Origin of the sequence: Mesorhizobium sp. M0244 (assembly GCF_040321795.1) — a bacterium.
Taxonomy (GTDB): Bacteria; Pseudomonadota; Alphaproteobacteria; order Rhizobiales; family Rhizobiaceae; genus Mesorhizobium.
This window is the reverse complement of record NZ_JAMYSE010000082.1, coordinates 1-17,503: the sequence shown is the minus strand read 5'-3', so window position 1 is coordinate 17,503 and position 17,503 is coordinate 1. Positions and strand designations below refer to the sequence as shown.

General features: G+C 60.5%; 15 protein-coding genes and 2 pseudogenes. 3 read left to right on the top strand and 14 right to left on the bottom strand.

What is annotated here, in order from left to right:
• Positions 1-15: 15 nt before the first annotated feature.
• Together NKJ08_RS30625 and NKJ08_RS30620 are read right to left on the bottom strand one after the other, a co-directional pair.
• The gene (locus tag NKJ08_RS30625; protein WP_352531473.1) at positions 16-1,077 is read right to left on the bottom strand and encodes an NADH:ubiquinone reductase (Na(+)-transporting) subunit F; all 1,062 of its coding nucleotides are present in this window, start codon (positions 1,075-1,077) and stop codon (positions 16-18) included.
• 53 nt (positions 1,078-1,130) lie between these two features.
• Entirely contained in the window at positions 1,131-2,804 is a 1,674-nt protein-coding gene (locus tag NKJ08_RS30620; protein ID WP_352531471.1) for an aromatic/alkene/methane monooxygenase hydroxylase/oxygenase subunit alpha, read from the bottom strand.
• Between the two features lie 556 nt (positions 2,805-3,360).
• Here NKJ08_RS30620 and NKJ08_RS30615 point away from each other — a divergent pair.
• From NKJ08_RS30615 to NKJ08_RS30605, 3 genes are all read left to right on the top strand, one after another.
• Positions 3,361-3,837 carry a hypothetical protein gene (locus NKJ08_RS30615; RefSeq protein WP_352531469.1) on the top strand — a complete coding sequence of 159 codons (477 nt, stop codon included), beginning with the start codon at positions 3,361-3,363 and terminating at the stop codon, positions 3,835-3,837.
• Between the two features lie 337 nt (positions 3,838-4,174).
• Positions 4,175-5,302 (top strand): WD40 repeat domain-containing protein, encoded by a 1,128-nt coding sequence (locus NKJ08_RS30610; RefSeq protein ID WP_352531466.1) that lies wholly within the window; start codon positions 4,175-4,177, stop codon positions 5,300-5,302.
• 32 nt (positions 5,303-5,334) lie between these two features.
• Complete coding sequence (locus tag NKJ08_RS30605; protein WP_164547015.1) at positions 5,335-5,508, top strand: hypothetical protein; 174 nt, start codon at positions 5,335-5,337, stop codon at positions 5,506-5,508.
• 388 nt (positions 5,509-5,896) lie between these two features.
• Here NKJ08_RS30605 and NKJ08_RS30600 read toward each other — a convergent pair whose 3' ends face one another.
• The 12 genes and pseudogenes from NKJ08_RS30600 to NKJ08_RS30545 all read right to left on the bottom strand — a co-directional run bounded on the left by NKJ08_RS30600 (position 5,897) and on the right by NKJ08_RS30545 (position 16,849).
• Complete coding sequence (locus NKJ08_RS30600) at positions 5,897-6,535, bottom strand: hypothetical protein (RefSeq protein ID WP_352531464.1); 639 nt, start codon at positions 6,533-6,535, stop codon at positions 5,897-5,899.
• 136 nt (positions 6,536-6,671) lie between these two features.
• A complete protein-coding gene (locus NKJ08_RS30595; RefSeq protein ID WP_352531462.1) occupies positions 6,672-7,025 on the bottom strand; it encodes a hypothetical protein in 354 nt (117 codons plus the stop codon).
• A 155-nt stretch (positions 7,026-7,180) separates the two neighbouring features.
• Entirely contained in the window at positions 7,181-7,432 is a 252-nt protein-coding gene (locus NKJ08_RS30590) for a DUF3363 domain-containing protein (RefSeq protein ID WP_352531497.1), read from the bottom strand.
• Positions 7,433-7,512: 80 nt separating this feature from the next.
• Positions 7,513-8,727: pseudogene (locus NKJ08_RS30585) on the bottom strand (DUF3363 domain-containing protein); the annotation flags it as partial.
• Positions 8,728-10,074: 1,347 nt separating this feature from the next.
• A complete protein-coding gene (locus NKJ08_RS30580) occupies positions 10,075-11,289 on the bottom strand; it encodes an NAD-dependent formate dehydrogenase (RefSeq protein WP_352780184.1) in 1,215 nt (404 codons plus the stop codon).
• 1,049 nt (positions 11,290-12,338) lie between these two features.
• Positions 12,339-12,683, bottom strand: coding sequence for a hypothetical protein (locus tag NKJ08_RS30575; RefSeq protein WP_352531499.1), 345 nt, complete (start codon positions 12,681-12,683; stop codon positions 12,339-12,341).
• 468 nt (positions 12,684-13,151) lie between these two features.
• Positions 13,152-13,877, bottom strand: a complete 726-nt coding sequence (locus NKJ08_RS30570) for an NAD(P)H-binding protein (RefSeq protein ID WP_352531458.1) — start codon at positions 13,875-13,877, stop codon at positions 13,152-13,154.
• 67 nt (positions 13,878-13,944) lie between these two features.
• The gene (locus NKJ08_RS30565) at positions 13,945-14,271 is read right to left on the bottom strand and encodes an antibiotic biosynthesis monooxygenase family protein (protein ID WP_095199207.1); all 327 of its coding nucleotides are present in this window, start codon (positions 14,269-14,271) and stop codon (positions 13,945-13,947) included.
• Positions 14,272-14,306: 35 nt separating this feature from the next.
• A complete protein-coding gene (locus tag NKJ08_RS30560) occupies positions 14,307-14,672 on the bottom strand; it encodes a 4a-hydroxytetrahydrobiopterin dehydratase (protein WP_352531455.1) in 366 nt (121 codons plus the stop codon).
• A 51-nt stretch (positions 14,673-14,723) separates the two neighbouring features.
• Positions 14,724-14,798 (bottom strand): annotated as a pseudogene (locus tag NKJ08_RS30555) (NADH-quinone oxidoreductase subunit D-related protein); the annotation flags it as partial.
• Between the two features lie 42 nt (positions 14,799-14,840).
• Complete coding sequence (groL, locus tag NKJ08_RS30550) at positions 14,841-16,484, bottom strand: chaperonin GroEL (RefSeq protein ID WP_352780183.1); 1,644 nt, start codon at positions 16,482-16,484, stop codon at positions 14,841-14,843.
• A 50-nt stretch (positions 16,485-16,534) separates the two neighbouring features.
• Positions 16,535-16,849, bottom strand: a complete 315-nt coding sequence (locus NKJ08_RS30545) for a co-chaperone GroES (RefSeq protein WP_352530098.1) — start codon at positions 16,847-16,849, stop codon at positions 16,535-16,537.
• Positions 16,850-17,503: the final 654 nt, after the last annotated feature.

Sequence of the window (17,503 nt, the reverse complement as noted above, 5' to 3'; positions counted from 1 at the left end):
TTGGCGTGGCCGCCCTCAATGGGCCGGCGTTGCACCCGCCGATGTGGTGAACTTGTCGAAGAAGATCCGCTCCGTCTCGAACCCATTCATGAACAGGACCGGCTGAAGCGCATCGATCATCGGCGGCGGGCCGCAGGCATGGACATCGCCCTGCCCGTCGACCGCCAGTTGCTTGAGCTTGGCGTCGACACTCTGGTGCACGAAGCCACGCTCGCCCTCCCATTCGGCGTCACCAGTCGCGTGCGACAGCACGGGAATGAAAGTGACGTCCGAATGCTGACCGATCAGCTCGGCGATCCTGTCGAGGTAGAACAGGTCGTTGCGCGTTCGAGCACCGTAGAAGAAATAGACCGGGCGTTTCTCGCCGCTCCTCAGATGGTCATTGAGGATCGACCAGATCGGCGACATACCCGAGCCGGCGCCGACCAGGATCAGGGGTCCTTGTCGTTCGTCGCGGCGGAAGCAGGTTCCGTAGGGTCCGACGACGGTGACTTCGGCTCCGACCTCGATGCCCCCGGAATCGAGCTCTCCGGAGAACTTTCCCTCAGGGTATTTTTTGATGATGAAGGAGAGTTTTTGGGTTTGGTCCGGCGTATTTGCCATGGAGAACGAGCGCGTAATCGTCTCCCCTTTTTGCGTGGTAACCGTGATGTCGACATATTGCCCCGCCCAGAACTTTATCGGCGAGCCGAGTTCGATCTCGATGCCGCGAATGTCGTGGGTCAAGTGCTCGATCAGAGCAATCCGGCCCTTGAACGTCTTCACGGCGATCGCTTTCGCCAAAATCTCCTCGTCGTAGTTGAGAAGCTCGACTTCCAGATCGGAGTAGGCGATGCAGCGGCATAAAAGGACGTGGCCGCTCTCCTTCTCCATGTCGTTCAGCGCGAAGGTCGAGTATTTGAGCATGTCGACTTCGCCATCGAGCAACACGCTCTTGCAGGCCGAGCATTGCCCTTCCTTGCAGCCGTGCGGCAGGGCGATGCCTTGGCGGAAAGCGGCGTTGAGCACCGTCTCGCCATCCTCGACGTCGAATTCGACGCCGACCGGGCTGAGCCTGACCGTGTGGGTTTCCGACATACGGACCTCCAGTAAAAGGAAGGGGGCGGGACGGACCCGCCCCCTTGGCCTGATCAGTTGCAGGGATTGATGGTGAAGCCCTTGGCGTAGTCCGCCAGGTGCTGCGCGCGTGCTTCCGGCGTCATGCCACGGAGCGCGTTCAACGGCGATCCGAGCTTGTTGCCGCGCACGTCGTCCAGCGTCCACATCTCCTTGTCGTCAAAGCGCATATGCGGCTGCGGGACGAGTGTCTTGCCATCGGAGCGGACGAAGTTCAGGTCCTTGATGGCATCGGCCAGATCCCAGCCATCATAGAGCGTCTCCCACTCGCGCTTGCCGCTGAAGCGGCCCATCGCGGGTGTCGGACGGCCCTCATACTCGTCGGCGAAGGCCACAGTCGCGGTCCACTTGTCGAGCTCATGGGCGAAGGTGTGCAACTGGCCGTCGATCTCGCCAACAACCATATCCTCGCGGATCAGGCAGGGCACGAGGCAGGACCAGCAGCGGTGCGGGTAGACATAACCGACGTCGCTGTTGAACAGGAGCACCTTCTCGCCCTTGTGGCTAAGCTTGGCGTACCATTTCCAGAAGTCGCCGAACTCGGCGTACCAGCCCGGATACTTGTGCTCGAACCACTCGAAGTCCTTGTCGGTCTGGGCCTCGATGCGCCAGAAGTTGACCGGCCAGCCGACCGCGAAGAATTGTCCAACTTTGTGGACGTAATTCTTCTTGGTGATGCGTTCCCATGCTGCCTGGACGTCGTCGTGATGGACCTTGATGCCGTATTTCTCGAGCGGCAGCATGTAGGTGCGGTAGTAGTCTTCATAGATCCAGCGGTGCCACATTTCCGCGTAGGACTCCTTGTTCTTGTCGCGGTTGGTGGTGCCGTATTCGATGAAGGTGCCGATGGCAGCATCGACGATCGCGTGGTTCTGCCAGAAGGCGTAACGCAGGTCGCGCTCGAGCAAGAGGTGATTTTCCGGTTCCTTGAGCGCTGCCATCAGCAGTGAGTGGCCGTTGCCGATATGCCGGCTCTCGTCCGACTGCACCGACAGGAAGACGGTCGGCAGCGCGTAGTCGCCGTTACGGGCGGCTTCCGAAGGCATGGCGACGAACAGCGTGTTGGTGAAGGCGGTCTCGGCCACCACGGTCAGGTACATGCAGGCGGCGGTCATCGTGTCGCCGGTGATGAAGCCTTCCGCGAACTGCCGGCCGATGGTCGTGGCGTAGCATTTTCCGAAGGCTTCCTCGGTGATGTCGAAGCCCGCCGGATCGATGTAGTTCTCCATGTACCATTTCTTCAGGTTCATCTGGATCGTCGAGTGACGGAACTCGTCGATCATCTGCATGGTGAAGCCGGTCCTGAGTTCCTCGCCGGGCGCGATGCGGGCGACCATCGCCATCGAGCGGGCGGCGGAAATCTCCGGGAAGGGAATGATCGCCAGGAAGAGCTTCATCCACTCGACCCAGCGCGGCTCGACGTTGCGGAACATATCGCCGCGCAATGCCGCATCGAGTGCGCCATAGACGCGGTTGTCCTTCTCTTCCTGCATCGGAAAGTACGACCGCAAAACCTGCTTCATCGGGTCGCGCGGCGTCTTGTTGATCTTGTAGTCGGTCGGAAACGTCATCGCTTCCTGAACGTAGGAAGGATTCCAGCCGAGATCGGCAATCTTCTTGGTTGCCTCGCCGACGGAGATTCCGCGTTGCGAGGTAATCTTGTTGAGCGTCAGAGACGTCATGGTCATAAGCCTCCACCAGGTTTGAGCCCGGGTCCCTTGACCCCGGCATGAAGCGGCGCACGGCACCGCCAGTGAGAGTGCGAACGGCACGACAAAGGGTTGCGCATTCAGGCGCGACTCATGGTCCGGCCATTCAAGTGGATCGCGGCAAAGGTGTTGGAGGCGTCTGGCAGGGATCCGCGACGCCAACCGCATATGCGATGGGCGTATCGAAGCGGCCTGCTTCCTCCGTTCCTTCGTTCTTTTGGCACCGCGTCAAAAGCGCGATGGGCTTCTTGTGGAAATGTACAAAGCAAGCGCCGTGCCAACTCGAAATAATGTCCATGGCTGGCGCAAAAAACAAAATCGCTGCTCTTTCGGCACATGAGAAAATAACCAACTGTAACGTTATTTTACAGTTGTAACGTACGCCTGTAATATTTAACATCTATTCGCATCTGCAATATATTTAGTTTAGCATGTGCAGCAAATATCAAAACCAATATTATCTGTTCAATTCATCGTCTTTCTCTACTATTTGAAGGCGACGGCCCGTGGATGGGCCTCGCGCTGGAGAGAGACCATGCCGAACGATAAAGACAGCCGGAGGCCGCCCGAGCCAATGTCCAGCCAGGCCGACGGTGTCACCGGCGATCTTGTCAGGCTGATGCCCCGGGATCTGGTCTTTGTCATGCGCTTCATGGGCGAGAGCCAATATCGCCTCCAGAGCCACTTCCAGGACTTCATCCGGGCCGAGCTAGCCGCCGGCGGCGTCACCACGGAAACGCATCCGATGATCCATCTGTTCATCGAGAACCATGCGATCCTGTTGCGGGACTTCGTGTTTTCCGGCGTTTCGCTGTCACGCCAGTTCCGCGTCGACGAAATCGAGCGCCTCACCGGCGATAGGACGTCGATGATCCGCGTCGACATCTGGGACCAGCTCAAGAGCCACATCGAAACGGCTGAAAAACAGTTCCATTCCCAGGCCGGCACGTTGCCCAAATTGCTGTCGGCTTTCGAAAAACCATCCGGACCGATGGCTGGGAGCGAAAAATGACGGGAGGATCCGATGGGGAAAACTACCAGGCGTGACGCGCTGCTCGCCCGCAGGCTCGATCTTGTCGCCTACGTCTCCGCGCTCACTGCCGAGGCGCTGCGGCTCAATCAGAAACGCGCAGGTATCGAGATGGAGGTGCTGCGCCTGGAACTCGAAATCGGCAGGAACGGCGCCAGCGCGCAACTGGTGCGGGACTTGCATGAGGCGAAGGAGAGAGCCGCGGCAATCATGCACGAATGCGCGGCGTGCGATGACAGCATCTCGCTGCGGAAGGTGACGTCGAGGACGTCGACCGGAGCCTCGCGGCGACGGATGGAAACTGACGAAGGGAATCGTCATGAACCAGCACGCGATACAGAACCTGACCTTGTTCGACCTGCTGGCGCGAAGCTGGCGTCGTCCGTCGGCGATCGCCGATCTGCGCTTCAGCGCCGATGGCTCGACTGTCGCTTTCGCCTGCGTGGATGGAACAGTCGCCATAGCCGCGGTCGCGGACCAGGAGCCGCCGGAGTCGCGGATCAGGGTGAGCGGCGATCTCGGCCAGACGACGATCCGCCCAAGGGAAAAATTGCCGTTGCCATTGATAGCCACCGCTGCGTTGGGAGATGGCGACGTTCCACTCGCCAACTACCTTCGGTCCGGCTTCCTCGTCGGAACGGCGGCCGGCGAAGCGGTGCATCTGACCGCGGACGGCAATCTGATGGAGACGCTGGTCAAGATCGACGGACCGGTCGTCGCCGTCGACCACAGCCCCCGGACGGCCATGACAGCCGTCAGCAATGGGCAGGATGTTTTCCTGTCACGCGGCCAAGGCGATGCGGTGAGACTGCGACACGGTGCGACACCGTCCACGGATGCGCTTGCCTTTTCGTCAGGCGGAAGGCGCCTCGCCTATGGCCTGGACGGCGGATTGTCGATCTGGATGATAGAAGGCGACGCCACGCCGATACGCGATATCCCCTTTTCAGCGCGTCCGATATCGATCCGCTGGAGTGGCGACGGCACCTGGCTGGCCTCTGGGCTCGAAACCGGAGGCTTTGCTCTGGTCAGCGTGAACGATGGCCGAGCTGAGATCGTCGCGGGATTTCCATCGCCGGTCCGGACAGTGTGCTGGAGCCCAACCGCAAATGCGCTGTTTGCCTCGGGCGCCTTCCGGATCGCCGGCTGGTCGATGGCCGCCCCGCCGGTTGGCGGCAAAACCTCGGGCGCGTTGGAGACAGGTCGCGCCGGGCTGGTCCTGGTCGAGGCGGTGGCGGCGCATCCGGAGAAGAAGCTGATTGCGGCCGGCTATGCCAACGGTCGGATCACCATCGCCCAGATCGGCGCGCGAGACGAACTCCTCGTCAGACCTTTGGGGGGCTCGGTGACCGCGCTTGCCTGGTCCGGCGATGGACGGCACCTAGCGGTGGGCGCCGTCGACGGCACCGCCGCGATCGTCACCTTTCCCGCGCAGATGTTCAAATAGCAAAAGCAGGCCGCATGCAAGAGGAGGAGAAAATGCAAACCGAACCCACCCCCGAAGACGAGAGCAAGGACGAATTTTTCGACCGGCTCGCCAAACTGTCAGAAGAAATGGTGGCCAAGCATGGCAAGGATTTCAGCATGGGCGCGCTGGTGCTTGCCGCCCGCTGGATCGCGGAAAACCGCGTCGGCCAGTTGAAGACCAACTAGGGTTCGCATCCATAAGGATTGAACTCACGCAGGCGCAGCAAACCGTTTGGAGACGCCATTCGCCTGCCCTTCTCGGTGATGCCGGCTGGCGCCAGATGAGGTCGGGCTCCTGCGCGGGCTTGCCCCGAAATCGTCTCAATTATCCTTCTTCGGAGGTGTCGGCCGCCGGCCGGCGCTCCTGAACATGCAAATCTGGTCCTTCTTTCGCTAACGACCCCCACTCACGGTCCGCCTCTTATGATTTCTACCTCGATTTGCCAGGTGGGCAAGTTGTGATGGATCAGGAACCTGATCAGGTCCTCTGTTGAGTTCCACGCCGCATATTATGCGACTGCACAGCACCAGCCCGCCACTTGCGGAGCTTGGGACACCGCCCGCAGTGAAAAAACTATTCAGGCATATTCTCTTGCATGATGCTGAGCGCCGAGCGGATTTGCGGCCAGGGGAACTCGGAGCATTCCTCCCAGGCCTCGCCCTCGCGCAACACGGCATCAAGCTTGCCTGCCACACCGGCGAGAGTCGTGGCAGGCGTCGTTGAGAACGCTTCCAGCAGATCCTGTGCCTGGTCGCCAGCCTCGCGCTCGGCCCTGAGCGCGGCGGTGTAACCGGTCTCCTCGGCAGCCACATCCCAGCGTGCCTGATGCGCTGCGAAATCCGCTTCGGTCTTCTCGCCGAGAACCGCCATATCCGACCCTTTGCCGAGCACTTCATTGAGCGCCTCGATCGAGTGGACGGTCACGTCCCCACCCTCGGGCAGGCGAACGGCCACACAAGGAAAGCCCACGCCTGCGATGAGCCTCGTCTCCAGGCGCTGCTGCGCGCGGCAAAGCCGTTCGGCTAACTTGTGGGCTTTCCGCCATTCTCGCCAGAGCGCCAGCGCCGGGTCGGCGGGCATACTCGTCATCGCTGGATTGCTGGCGAGCGCGCGTTTCTCAAGCACCAAAGCAGTGGACGTGATCATCCCTCCCGCAAGCACTTCCCTGCGCGTGACGAACGGCGGAGTCGTGGTATTGTCGGAATCACCCATGATCCGAGCTCCTCGGAAGCTTGGTTTGTGGTCAGGCCGGGCACGGTGCGCCAACACCGCGCCTAGCCGCACCTCGGACCATCGGCCCAAGGGTATCGCTGATACCTTTGGATCATATAGGAATGATCTAAAGGGATCAATAGGCTTGGTAACAGCAGGACAGATGCGGGCAGCGCGCGCGTTGATTGGTATCGCCCAGGCAGAGCTTGCTCGCCGGGCTGGTGTATCTATTCCAACGATCAAGCGCTGCGAAAGCGACGGCAAAAACGGTCTGATGGTATCCGCCGAAACCCAAGCAAAAATTCGTGCCGCTCTTGAAGCCGAAGGCGTGGAGTTTACCAATGGCGATCGCCCAGGCGTCAGGTTGCGGCGACCGTAGTCGGCCGTTGATCAGTTGAGCGCAGGATTGCGGGCGCCGCTTCAGCCAGCCCCGGCAGCGCAGGCTCATTCTGTACCGTAGGCCGCTTGCCAGACCAGCGGCGAGCGGCATGGCTCGCGCCAGGTCTCTATGAGCAAAAAGGCCTCCCGCCAACTCAGGATGGAATAAAGAGCTGGTAGTCGTGAAACGCTGGCTGGCCAACGTGCTGGTGACGATCTCGAGCCGGCGTCAGCGCGATCTCCTGCAGGGTTGCGCGCGGCAGGCCCTCACATCCCGATCCCCAGGCCGCGTTTTCTGCCGAAGCTCCAGTCGATGCCGCCGCTGTTTTGCACGAAGCCGGTAATGTGCTGGCCGATGCGCCCTTCCAGCATCGGCTGCCAGGGCACGAGCCGGAAGCCGAGACCATCGTCCAGCATGGCAAAGCGCCCGCTGGCAAGACTGACCGGGCTGAGGAGCGTGCCGCTGACATGATTGCCGGGCTGGACGGGCGCGAAGATGAGGCCGCGCGCAGCGGCCATTGCCTTGCCGACGCGCGCGCGACCTCCTGGCGCTCCAGCGTGGCAACAAGGTCGCGCGAGAAGGTGATCGTCCCGCTCGTCGCATCGCGTGCGGCATGGCCCATCCTGACGAGCTGGGCAGCCCGTCTGTCGAGGGCGTTGTCCACGTCGAGACCAAAACCTGACCGGACCAGCGGCACAGGGTTCTTGGCCGTCAGCTCCCGGTCGAGCCATGTGGCGCCGTCACTGCCGATCTGTGCGTCAAGATCGAGCGTCGAGAGCACGCGGACGGAGAAGCCCTTTCCGCGGGTGCGGGCATCATAGGCGATGCCGCGCTCGGACAGGTCTTGCGGAACGCGCCAGTGGTCTTCGTCGATGCGCTCGACGTGGCCGGCCCGGCGCAGCGCTTCGAGACGGCGGACATGGAAACGGACGAAGGCGTCCGGGTCCTTGCCCTCTTCGAAAAACGTCTCGCGGATCGCCTCCAGGTGTTGGCTTGGTCGATAGATGCCATCCTCGCCGGCTACGACGCCGATGTTGCGGTCGGCCGCACGCGGGTGCTCTTTCGGCAGGATTGGATCGAGCGCCACGATATGGCCGCGCTGAATGTCATCGAGCTTTGCAGCATCCGCGGTCTCGACATAGTGAGTACGCCCGTCCACATCGTCGACGACGAGCGACAGCCGGTCGCTCATCTCATCGCCGGCAAGACCCTTGGCGAGCACGCGGCCGACGACCGGCTCGGTGATGGTCCCCCGGTGCATTGCGTATTGCGCTGGGCCCCGCTCATGGTCGAGACCGTGCTCCTCCAGCGCCCGGTGCGTGGTCGTGATGATGTCGTTGCGCTCGCCAAGCGCCCTCAGCGTGCTTTCGGCTGCGTCGGCGATCACCCATCGGCCGGGCTCGATCTCGCTTGCCAGGCCGAAATGCGCCAGTGTCTTTGCCCGATCGATCAGCAGATAGCGGTTGCTGGAGATAGTGTAGCTGTCGCTGGCATTGGGACGGAGGTCGACAAGATCATGCTCCTGCTGCTCGGCAACCAACATGCGGTCGAGGCGGGTCAGCCGTTCGGCCCCGACCTCGTTGGCCAGCTTGCGGGCGACCTCGATCTCGCTTTGTAGCCCAAGCTCACGTTCCACCAGCTCGCCTGCCCGATGGCGGATGCCATGGGCGATGTAGTCGCCGGCGATGTTCAGGATCTTGCCGTCGTCGGTGATGCCGCGCACCAGGATATGGGTGTGCGGATGGCCGGTATTGTGGTGGTCGACGGCAATCCAATCGAGGCGCGTGTCGAGATCGGCTTCCATCTGCCGCATGAGATCGCGCGTGAAGGACCGCAGGTCTTCCATCTCGGCGGCATCCTCCGGCGCGACGATGAAGCGGAACTGATGGCGGTCGCCACGCCCGCGCTCGACAAAGGTCTTGCCGTCGGCCTCGTCGTCAACGGCCGAGTACACCCTGCCCTTCTCGCCATCCCTGGTGACGCCGTCGCGCTGAAGATAGCGCAGATGGGCATCAACGGCCTTGCTCGTCGTCACAAACTTTTGGCCGCGCCCGCTCGCCTTTCCTCGTCCCGGCAGCTTGACGACACGCGCCTTCACCACGACGCGGCGGGAGCGAAAACGGACGCCATTGCCGTCCTGCCGCCACCCGCCGGCGTCCTTTGGCAACGCTGACGCCACCTTGCCGCCGCGGCCGCGGGCGTTGAAGCGGCCACTCCCTTCCCGGCGCCGCTGCTTGCGCCGATGCGATAGGGATTGCCGCCTTGCTTGCGGACAGCGATCTCGACCTGGCGCACGAAGGGCAGCGTGCGCGAATTGACCGGCGCGCCGCCATCCCGCGTCCGGCCGGTGCGAACCTGGAACCTGTCGCCGTCACGATCTGCGATGACGACAGCATCGGGAGTCAGAATTCGCGGTTCAAGGTGGCCGGAGCGCTGAGCATGCTATGGACTGCAATGACTTGCTGTGGCGTAGGATGGCGGATCGCACATCGCTGCGGCACCTAAACTTTCCTGTTCAGATCAGTGGGATAACGGACCAACCAGCACCCTTCGCACCTCGCGCCGTGCCGCTCGGTGTCCGCACGCGCCGGAAAAAACAATGTGCAGACAGACACTTACGAGCGAAGCGAGGGCGAGCGCCAGCTCGCTTTATCTTGCCATCCCTCTTCGCCTTCTCGCCTTCTGCCTTCTCGCCTTCTTCGCCCTCACTCGCAGCCAACCCTCTCGCCGAAATTCTCGCGACGGAGCAGGTCGGAACGCAATTGCCCAGGAATGCGGGGATCATCGCGCTGGTACGGGAATACGCTGGACGAACAGGCTATCCGCGACGGATTTTGGCTCGGGCACAGCGTCAACGGGCAAGCTACCCGGCAGGGGCTCGACCGCAGTTAGGTCAGTGACAGCGACACCCATCGGCGACCGCATGTTGGACGAACGGATCGTCGCGAACATCTCAGCGGCAACATTCCACATCATTGTCGCCATGCGGCGACATTCCGGATGTCTGTGGTGTCCGCGAATCGCCGAACCGAGTGCGCTCGCTCTGCCCGCTCCTTGTCGTGCGCGCATAGGAATCGGAACCGCACCAGAACCCATGTCGATCTGCCCCCACGTCACCCTTGTCTTGTTCTCGTCCGAGTCGAGCGCAGCGGAAATCGATCTAGCGCGGATCACTCCTGGCCTTGAAGCGTGCTGCCTCTTCCGAACCGCGCGTGGCGTCTCCCGCGCTGTAGGAATGCGCGCCGGCGCCGGCGAGCTTGCCGCCGTCGACGATCAGATACTCCTCGCGGATTGACCTGCCTTCGAACCAGCACTCCAGAATCTCGCGGGTGCCGGCGGCGTAGCGCGCCTGGGCGGAGAGCGACGATCCTGAAATGTGCGGCGTCATGCCGTGATGCGGCATCGATCGCCACGGATGATCCTTGGGAGCCGGCTGCGGGAACCAGACGTCGCCGGCATAGCCAGCGAGTTGGCCACTCTCCAGCGCGCGGGCGATGGCGTCACGATTGCAGATCTTGCCGCGCGCCGTGTTCACCAGATAGGCGCCGCGTTTCATCCTGGCGATTATCGTCTCGTCAAAGAGGTTTTCCGTCTCCGGATGCAGAGGCGCATTGATCGTCACCACGTCGCAGACGCCGACCATGGATGCGGGGTCCTTGTGGAAGGTGACGCCAAGCTCTTTCTCGACCGCCTCAGGCAGGCGGTGGCGATCGGTGTAGTGCAACTTGACGTCGAACGGCTTCAGCCGGCGCAACACCGCGCTGCCGATCCGGCCGGCACCGACGGTTCCGATCTGCATTCCCTCGATATCGTAGGAGCGTGCGACGCAGTCGGCGATATTCCAGCCGCCTTTCACGACCCACTGGTAGGACGGGATGTAGTTGCGCACGAGCCCCAGGATCATCATGACCACATGCTCGGACACGCTGATCGAATTGCAGTAAGTCACCTCGGCGACCGTGATGCCGCGGTCCATGGCGGCCTGAAGATCGACATGATCGGATCCGATGCCGGCGGTGATCGCAAGCTTCAGTCTGCTTGCCTTGGCTATTCGTTCTTCGGTCAGATATGCCGGCCAGAACGGCTGCGAGATCACGATTTCGGCATCAACGAGTTCGCGTTCAAAAATGCTGGCGGGACCGTCTTTGTCCGAGGTCACCACCAGGCTGTGGCCCGCGCTTTCGAGAAATTTCCGGAGACCCAGTTCGCCGGACACGCTGCCGAGCAGGATCCCCGGTTCAAAGTCGATGGCCTTCGGCGTGGGAAGTGTCTGGCCGCCGGGATAGCGGTCGAGCTTTGGCAGGCCGTCCCGCGCATATTTTGTCGGATAACCGTCGACCGGATCGTCATAGAGGACGCAAACGACCTTTGCCATTGTGTATCTCCTTCGTCTGACAACGAAGAGGAAAACGCTCTGTTGTTAACGCTGCCGGCCAACGATGGTCGGCACGGCGATGCTCTGTTGAATTGCTGGTGGGGAGCAGACTCATCTGCCGGCGCTTCCTCATTCGGAAAGTTGTGCGCTATTGCGTGCTACATGGAAGACCCGGGCATGGTTTCAAGTGCTGCGGGCGGCACTGGTGCAGCGTTCGAGTTCCTTTATTTCAGACCGCGCGCACGGTTTGCTGACAACAAATGCTTAATGCGGACACTTCAGAATTGCCGAGGTTGGGCACCGTGCATCATGATCACTGACAGGCTCCGACTTCGCAGGCCTCAAGGGCTTCTGCATCCCCTCAAAGATTGCAAACAACCTGTTAGTCAGCGCTTATCAAGCAGAGGAATCTCGCATCGCTTGCCGCTCAGACGGTATTGCTAAGCCAGTTCGCAACGCTCACCGATGTCACCTGGAAATGGCGAAAGTGACGAGACAGACAGGCAGCTTATGCAAGTCCTGATCAAGTTCGAGTTGCGGACGCACTAGCCAGCGCTACAAGGCTAGCCTTCCACAATACGGGCCGTTTGTTGCCTTTTTACAGAAGATACGAAAACGCCGCTCGACCGGAAGGGAGCGGCGTTTACCAAGTGTGGTGTCCTACCCTAGACGAAACCCCGATTTGGTCGGGGCCGTCGGACTTGAACCGACGTTTCCAGCTTGTTCGCTATCAATCTATAGGTGGTGTTTTCCTGTCGTCCTTGCAAGCGCCATCGGCGTAGCTTCGCAGGGTGTGTAAGGATAGTCGGAGTCGATACAATTCCATCCGAATTCCGCAATTGAACGACCGCTGCTTTCCGGCTTCCGTGACGCGCACACTCGCTGGTTCTGCCGTCAGCAATGTCATCAATCGACCGGTCGCGTTCGACGCGGCTCGGAACGCCGATGATGCAACGATATCCTGACTCGCCGTAACGGCAGACGCTGGCCCTGTCGCCTAACTGCTCCGTCACTGTTTTCAGTGGAGCGCAAGCCCGCGCCGAAAAATACTAGAAGCCCCGCTCCTGCGGGGTTTTTCGTTGGGGGAAGCGTTGCGGCGACATCGACGGGTGATCCGCAGGAGAAGGGGCAGCGCCAGAGATCAGCGATGCAGCTTGGTCGGCACAAGACGACGGCAGGCCAACCTCACCAAGCCACTCGTCGTAGTGATGGTTTAGGGCCAACAACAACTCGTCTGGCTGATCCATGCCGCTTTGGAACAACTCGATGATTTGACGGCCAAGACGTTCCCTGGCCGGATCGCCCACTGCTATCCCGGCCTGACGGCAATAATCATCGACCACTGTGGCCAGTATTGAAAGCTGCTTTGAGTCCGCTGAGTCATTGAACGTCATTATCGCTTCTCCCTTTGTTGGGCGAAAGCGTTGGTCTCTTCCACTCGCCGGCTTGCCGGGAAGGTGCAGGCGACCATCGATATATAGTGTGCCGGTTTGGTACATACGACTCAATTTGAACTCGTTGGCAGCCTTCATGACGATGAAGGCCGGACTGTTGATCAGGTCGTGCGCCTTGAGCAGACGATAGACCGAAGCCTCATCGACGCTCGCCGCCGCTGCCCTTGTCGTTCCCCTTGGCGGGAGCGCACTAGCCGAAGAAGCTCTTTGATCAGTGATCCCACAATATCTCCTGGAGCATTTCCTCGACCGAGTACGGCGAAATTCCAAGTTCTCCAAATCCCGGCATCTTCGGCGATGACACGTTGTCGACCTGCATCAGTTCCACTTGATTCCGAGTGACGGGCGGGCCCGGGAGCATTTCGGCGAACCAAGCCAGCGCGTGCCAAGCGGCAAATGGGATTGGAATCAGTTTGGGCTTAAGACCGGCTTCGTGCGCAACGGCTCTGAGAAATTCCTTGTAAGAGTAGACGCGAGGAGCGCCGCACTCATACGCGTGATCGCATGCGTTTCCGTCCCCTGCAGCGCTCTTGCGGTCGCCTCTGCCACATCGCCCACATAGGCCGGCTGCAATCTCGTCAGGCCGCGACCGAACATCGGATAGATTGGAAGCCGGCGGAGAAGTTTGAGGATGGTGGTGAGAAACGCGTCATCCGGTCCGAACATCACCGCCGGGCGGATGATAGTGGCGTCAGCAAACGCGGCACGCACCACCAGTTCGCCTTCGCCACGCTTGCGGATGTAGAGCGACGGCGAGGCAACATCGGAGCCGATTCCTGAAACGTGAGCGAGCCGTTCGACGCCAGCTCGGTGTGCTTGAGCTGCAACCCGCCGGGCTGACTCGACATGTACGGAATGAAAGGTCTCCTGTCCCTGTTCGATATAAAGACTGACCGCATTTACAACACCGTAAGCACCAGCAAGTGCATCGGCGATCGCCCGCTCATCGTGGATATTGGCTTCGACCGATTGAAGTTGCGGATCATCAGAACCAAACAGCTTCTTGGCCCGTTCCGGATGTCTTGATGCGATCCGAACGAAAAACTCACCATCGCGGAGATGCCGAACAACGCGGCGGCCGAGAAACCCGGTTCCACCGAACACGGTGACGACGCGATGGTTCATGGCAGCCATGGCTTAGACTTTGTCAGCTCATGTCGGGTGTCTCGACCCGGCGGTTCAGGTCACGTAGACGGCACGCCTACTGACCACTATCTATCACCTGGGCTACCTCGTACAGATTGGGATCGATCTCGTCCGTCAACTGATCGAAGTGACCCCACTCCTTCCGGAATTCCGGCGATTGATGAGCCGATCGCAAGAGATCGCGATTCTGCCATTGGACGTAGTTGACGATGCGCCGCCCGTCGAGGCTGCGATGCAGACTGATTGAGATGAACCCAGGCTGGCGCGCCATAAAGCGCGCCCGCTCGGTCATGACGGACAATGCCTCGGCCTGCTTGTCCGGTTCAGAATCGACGATGGTGATTTGGGTGACGGGCTGGTTGTCGGTTCGGATCTGTGTCATGGAAACCTCGCTAGATTGGCGATGGATTTGCCGTGTCACTGCTGGCGGTCGAGGGGCCGGCCCGAGCGATCGAGCATCCGATCGATCTTGCTCGCCATGATGAAATCGTTCTCGTGCAGTCCTTTGATCTTCTTGGTGCTCAGGGACACCGTCACATAACCCCAGCCGAAGCTGATGTCGGGGTGATGGCCCTCGGTTTCGGCGAGCTCACCGATCTCCTGAACAAGGGTGAGCGCGTCCCGGAAATTGCGGCATCGAACGCTCCGCTGGATGCGGTGGGCATCGTCACCCAGCTCCCAATCAGGAGCCTGTGCCTGGAAGCGTTGGGCTTCATCACGCGTGAGCGGCGGGACGCCGCCGCGACAAGGCGTACATGTTTTCTCGGCAAGAGTGTCGGTCATGTTCTTGTCTCCAAGACCATTTTTAGCAGCAAAAACGACAGCGACGAGCGCCTATCGATCGATCTCCCCGAACACGATGTCGAGCGAGCCGATGATCGCCAAGATATCGGCTCGCATGTGCCCGCGTGCTGGGCCTTCCGTCGTCCTGGCTATAGTTTCAGGCGCCGCTCAGTAGTCCATTCCGCCCATTCCGCCCATACCTCCTGCGCCACCCATAGCGGACGCATCCTTCTGCGGAATGTCCGCGATCATTGCTTCAGCGGTGATCAGGAGCGCGGCAATCGAGCCGGCATCCTGCAGGGCCGTCCGAACGACCTTGGCGGGGTCGACGATACCGGCCTTGATCATGTCGACGTAGATCTCGTTCTGGGCATCAAAACCCTGATTGTGATCCTTGCTGTCGGCGAGCTTGCCGACGACGATCGAACCTTCGACGCCGGAATTCTCGGCAATCTGGCGGATCGGCGCTTCGAGCGCTCTCGACACGATCGAAATGCCCGCCGTCATGTCAGCATTCGCGCCAGTAAGCTCAGTCAAAGCTGCCTTGGCGCGCAAAAGCGCAACACCGCCGCCGGCAACGATGCCTTCTTCCACGGCTGCACGAGTGGCGTTCAGCGCATCATCGATGCGGTCCTTCTTTTCCTTGACTTCCGTCTCGGTCGCGCCGCCGACGCGAATGACAGCAACGCCGCCAGCCAGCTTCGCCAGCCGCTCCTGGAGTTTCTCCTTGTCGTAATCCGAGGTCGTTTCCTCGATCTGCAACTTGATCTGCTGGACGCGCGCCTGGATGGTGGCTTTCTCGCCGGCGCCGTCGATGATCGTCGTCGTATCCTTCTCTATGAGCACGCGCTTAGCCCGCCCGAGCATGTCGATGGTGACGTTCTCGAGTTTGATGCCGAGATCCTCGGAAATCATCTGGCCGGCGGTGAGCACGGCAATGTCTTCCAGCATCGCCTTGCGCCGGTCACCGAAGCCAGGCGCCTTGACGGCCGCGACCTTGAGGCCGCCGCGCAGCTTGTTGACGACCAGAGTCGCCAGCGCCTCGCCTTCGACGTCTTCCGAGATGATCAGCAGCGGCTTACCGCTTTGCACCACAGCTTCGAGGATGGGCAGCAACGCCTGCAAATTGCCGAGCTTCTTCTCATGGATGAGGATGTAAGGGTCCTCCAGCTCGGCGCGCATCTTCTCGGCATTGGTGACGAAATAGGGCGAGAGATAGCCGCGGTCGAACTGCATGCCTTCGACGACATCGAGTTCGGTTTCGGCTGTCTTGGCTTCTTCGACGGTGATCACGCCCTCATTGCCGACCTTGTTCATCGCCTTGGCGATCATGGCGCCGACCGACGCGTCGCCATTGGCGGCGATCGTACCAACCTGGGCGATCTCGTCCGAAGATTTGACTTTCCTGGCCCTGGTTTGAATGTCCTTCACCACAGCAGCCACAGCAAGGTCGATGCCGCGCTTGAGATCCATCGGGTTCATGCCCGCGGCAACGAATTTGGCACCTTCGCGCAGGATGGAAGCGGCCAGCACCGTGGCTGTCGTCGTGCCGTCGCCGGCGAGGTCGTTGGTCTTCGAGGCCACTTCGCGCACCATCTGGGCGCCCATGTTCTCGAACTTGTCGGCAAGCTCGATTTCCTTGGCGACGGCGACACCATCCTTGGTGATGCGCGGCGCGCCATAGGCCTTGTCGATGACGACATTGCGGCCTTTGGGGCCGAGCGTCACCTTGACGGCGTTGTTCAGAATTTCGACGCCGCGAAGCATCCGGTCGCGGGCATCGGTAGCGAATTTGATTTCCTTGGCAGACATGATTTTACGTCCAGTTCAGTCTTGAAATTGCGGGATCGGAAATCGCCCGGTCAGGCGGCTTTCTTGGCCGCTTTGGTCTTCTCGACGATGCCCAAAATGTCGCTCTCCTTCATGATCAGGAGGTCCTCGCCGTCGATCTTGACCTCGGTGCCGGACCATTTGCCGAACAGGATGAGATCGCCGGCCTTGACGTCGAGCGGGATCAGCATGCCGCTCTCGTCACGCGAGCCCGGGCCGACGGCGATCACTTCGCCTTCCTGAGGCTTTTCCTTGGCGGTGTCGGGAATAATGATCCCGCCCTTGGATTTGGTATCGCCTTCCGCGCGCCGAATGACGACGCGGTCGTGGAGTGGTCGGAATTTCATTGGGGGTTCTTTCTGCCGCCGCACATAGAGCGACTGCAACACTTAACATAGCCCCTTTGGCACTCGAATGATAGGAGTGCCAAATTTTTAATTCCTCAAACCGAAAATATTTGAAATGTAAATCAGTCGTTGTTACCGGCGCTTTTGGCCGTCCGAAAGGCGGAGCCATAAGCAATTTTATTGTAATTCATCCCTCTTAATTTTGCCGACAACAGACTATATTAATCCGCAATTACGAACCAACCTATTGAGCCTTGATTGAATGTGCATCGAGAGATATATACAGTTCGCGAAAATTTGGCACGATTTGGCTTTCCCGGTCCCGATCGACATAGGTCCGCGACCTTCGACCCACCATGAAGCACCGAATTTTCGACGGCGAATGTATAGCGCTTATCCGGCGCACATGTCGCTCTGTTCGAGCCTTTGAACCACGGCGCTGACTACGGATGTACTGGCAGCATTGGGATCTTTCCGGTTCGGATGGAAAAGATGCAGGAGGGACATCGGCGTGCTCCTGCGGAAAGCCGCACCCCCTCATGCAACGCAGCCTCCCCGCGTGGGGAGCGCTTGCCTGCGCTACGGCGGCGGCTTTCCATGCGAGCCGCTTCAAAAATGATGCTGCGAAACGGCGCCGGGTTTATCCGACGAACG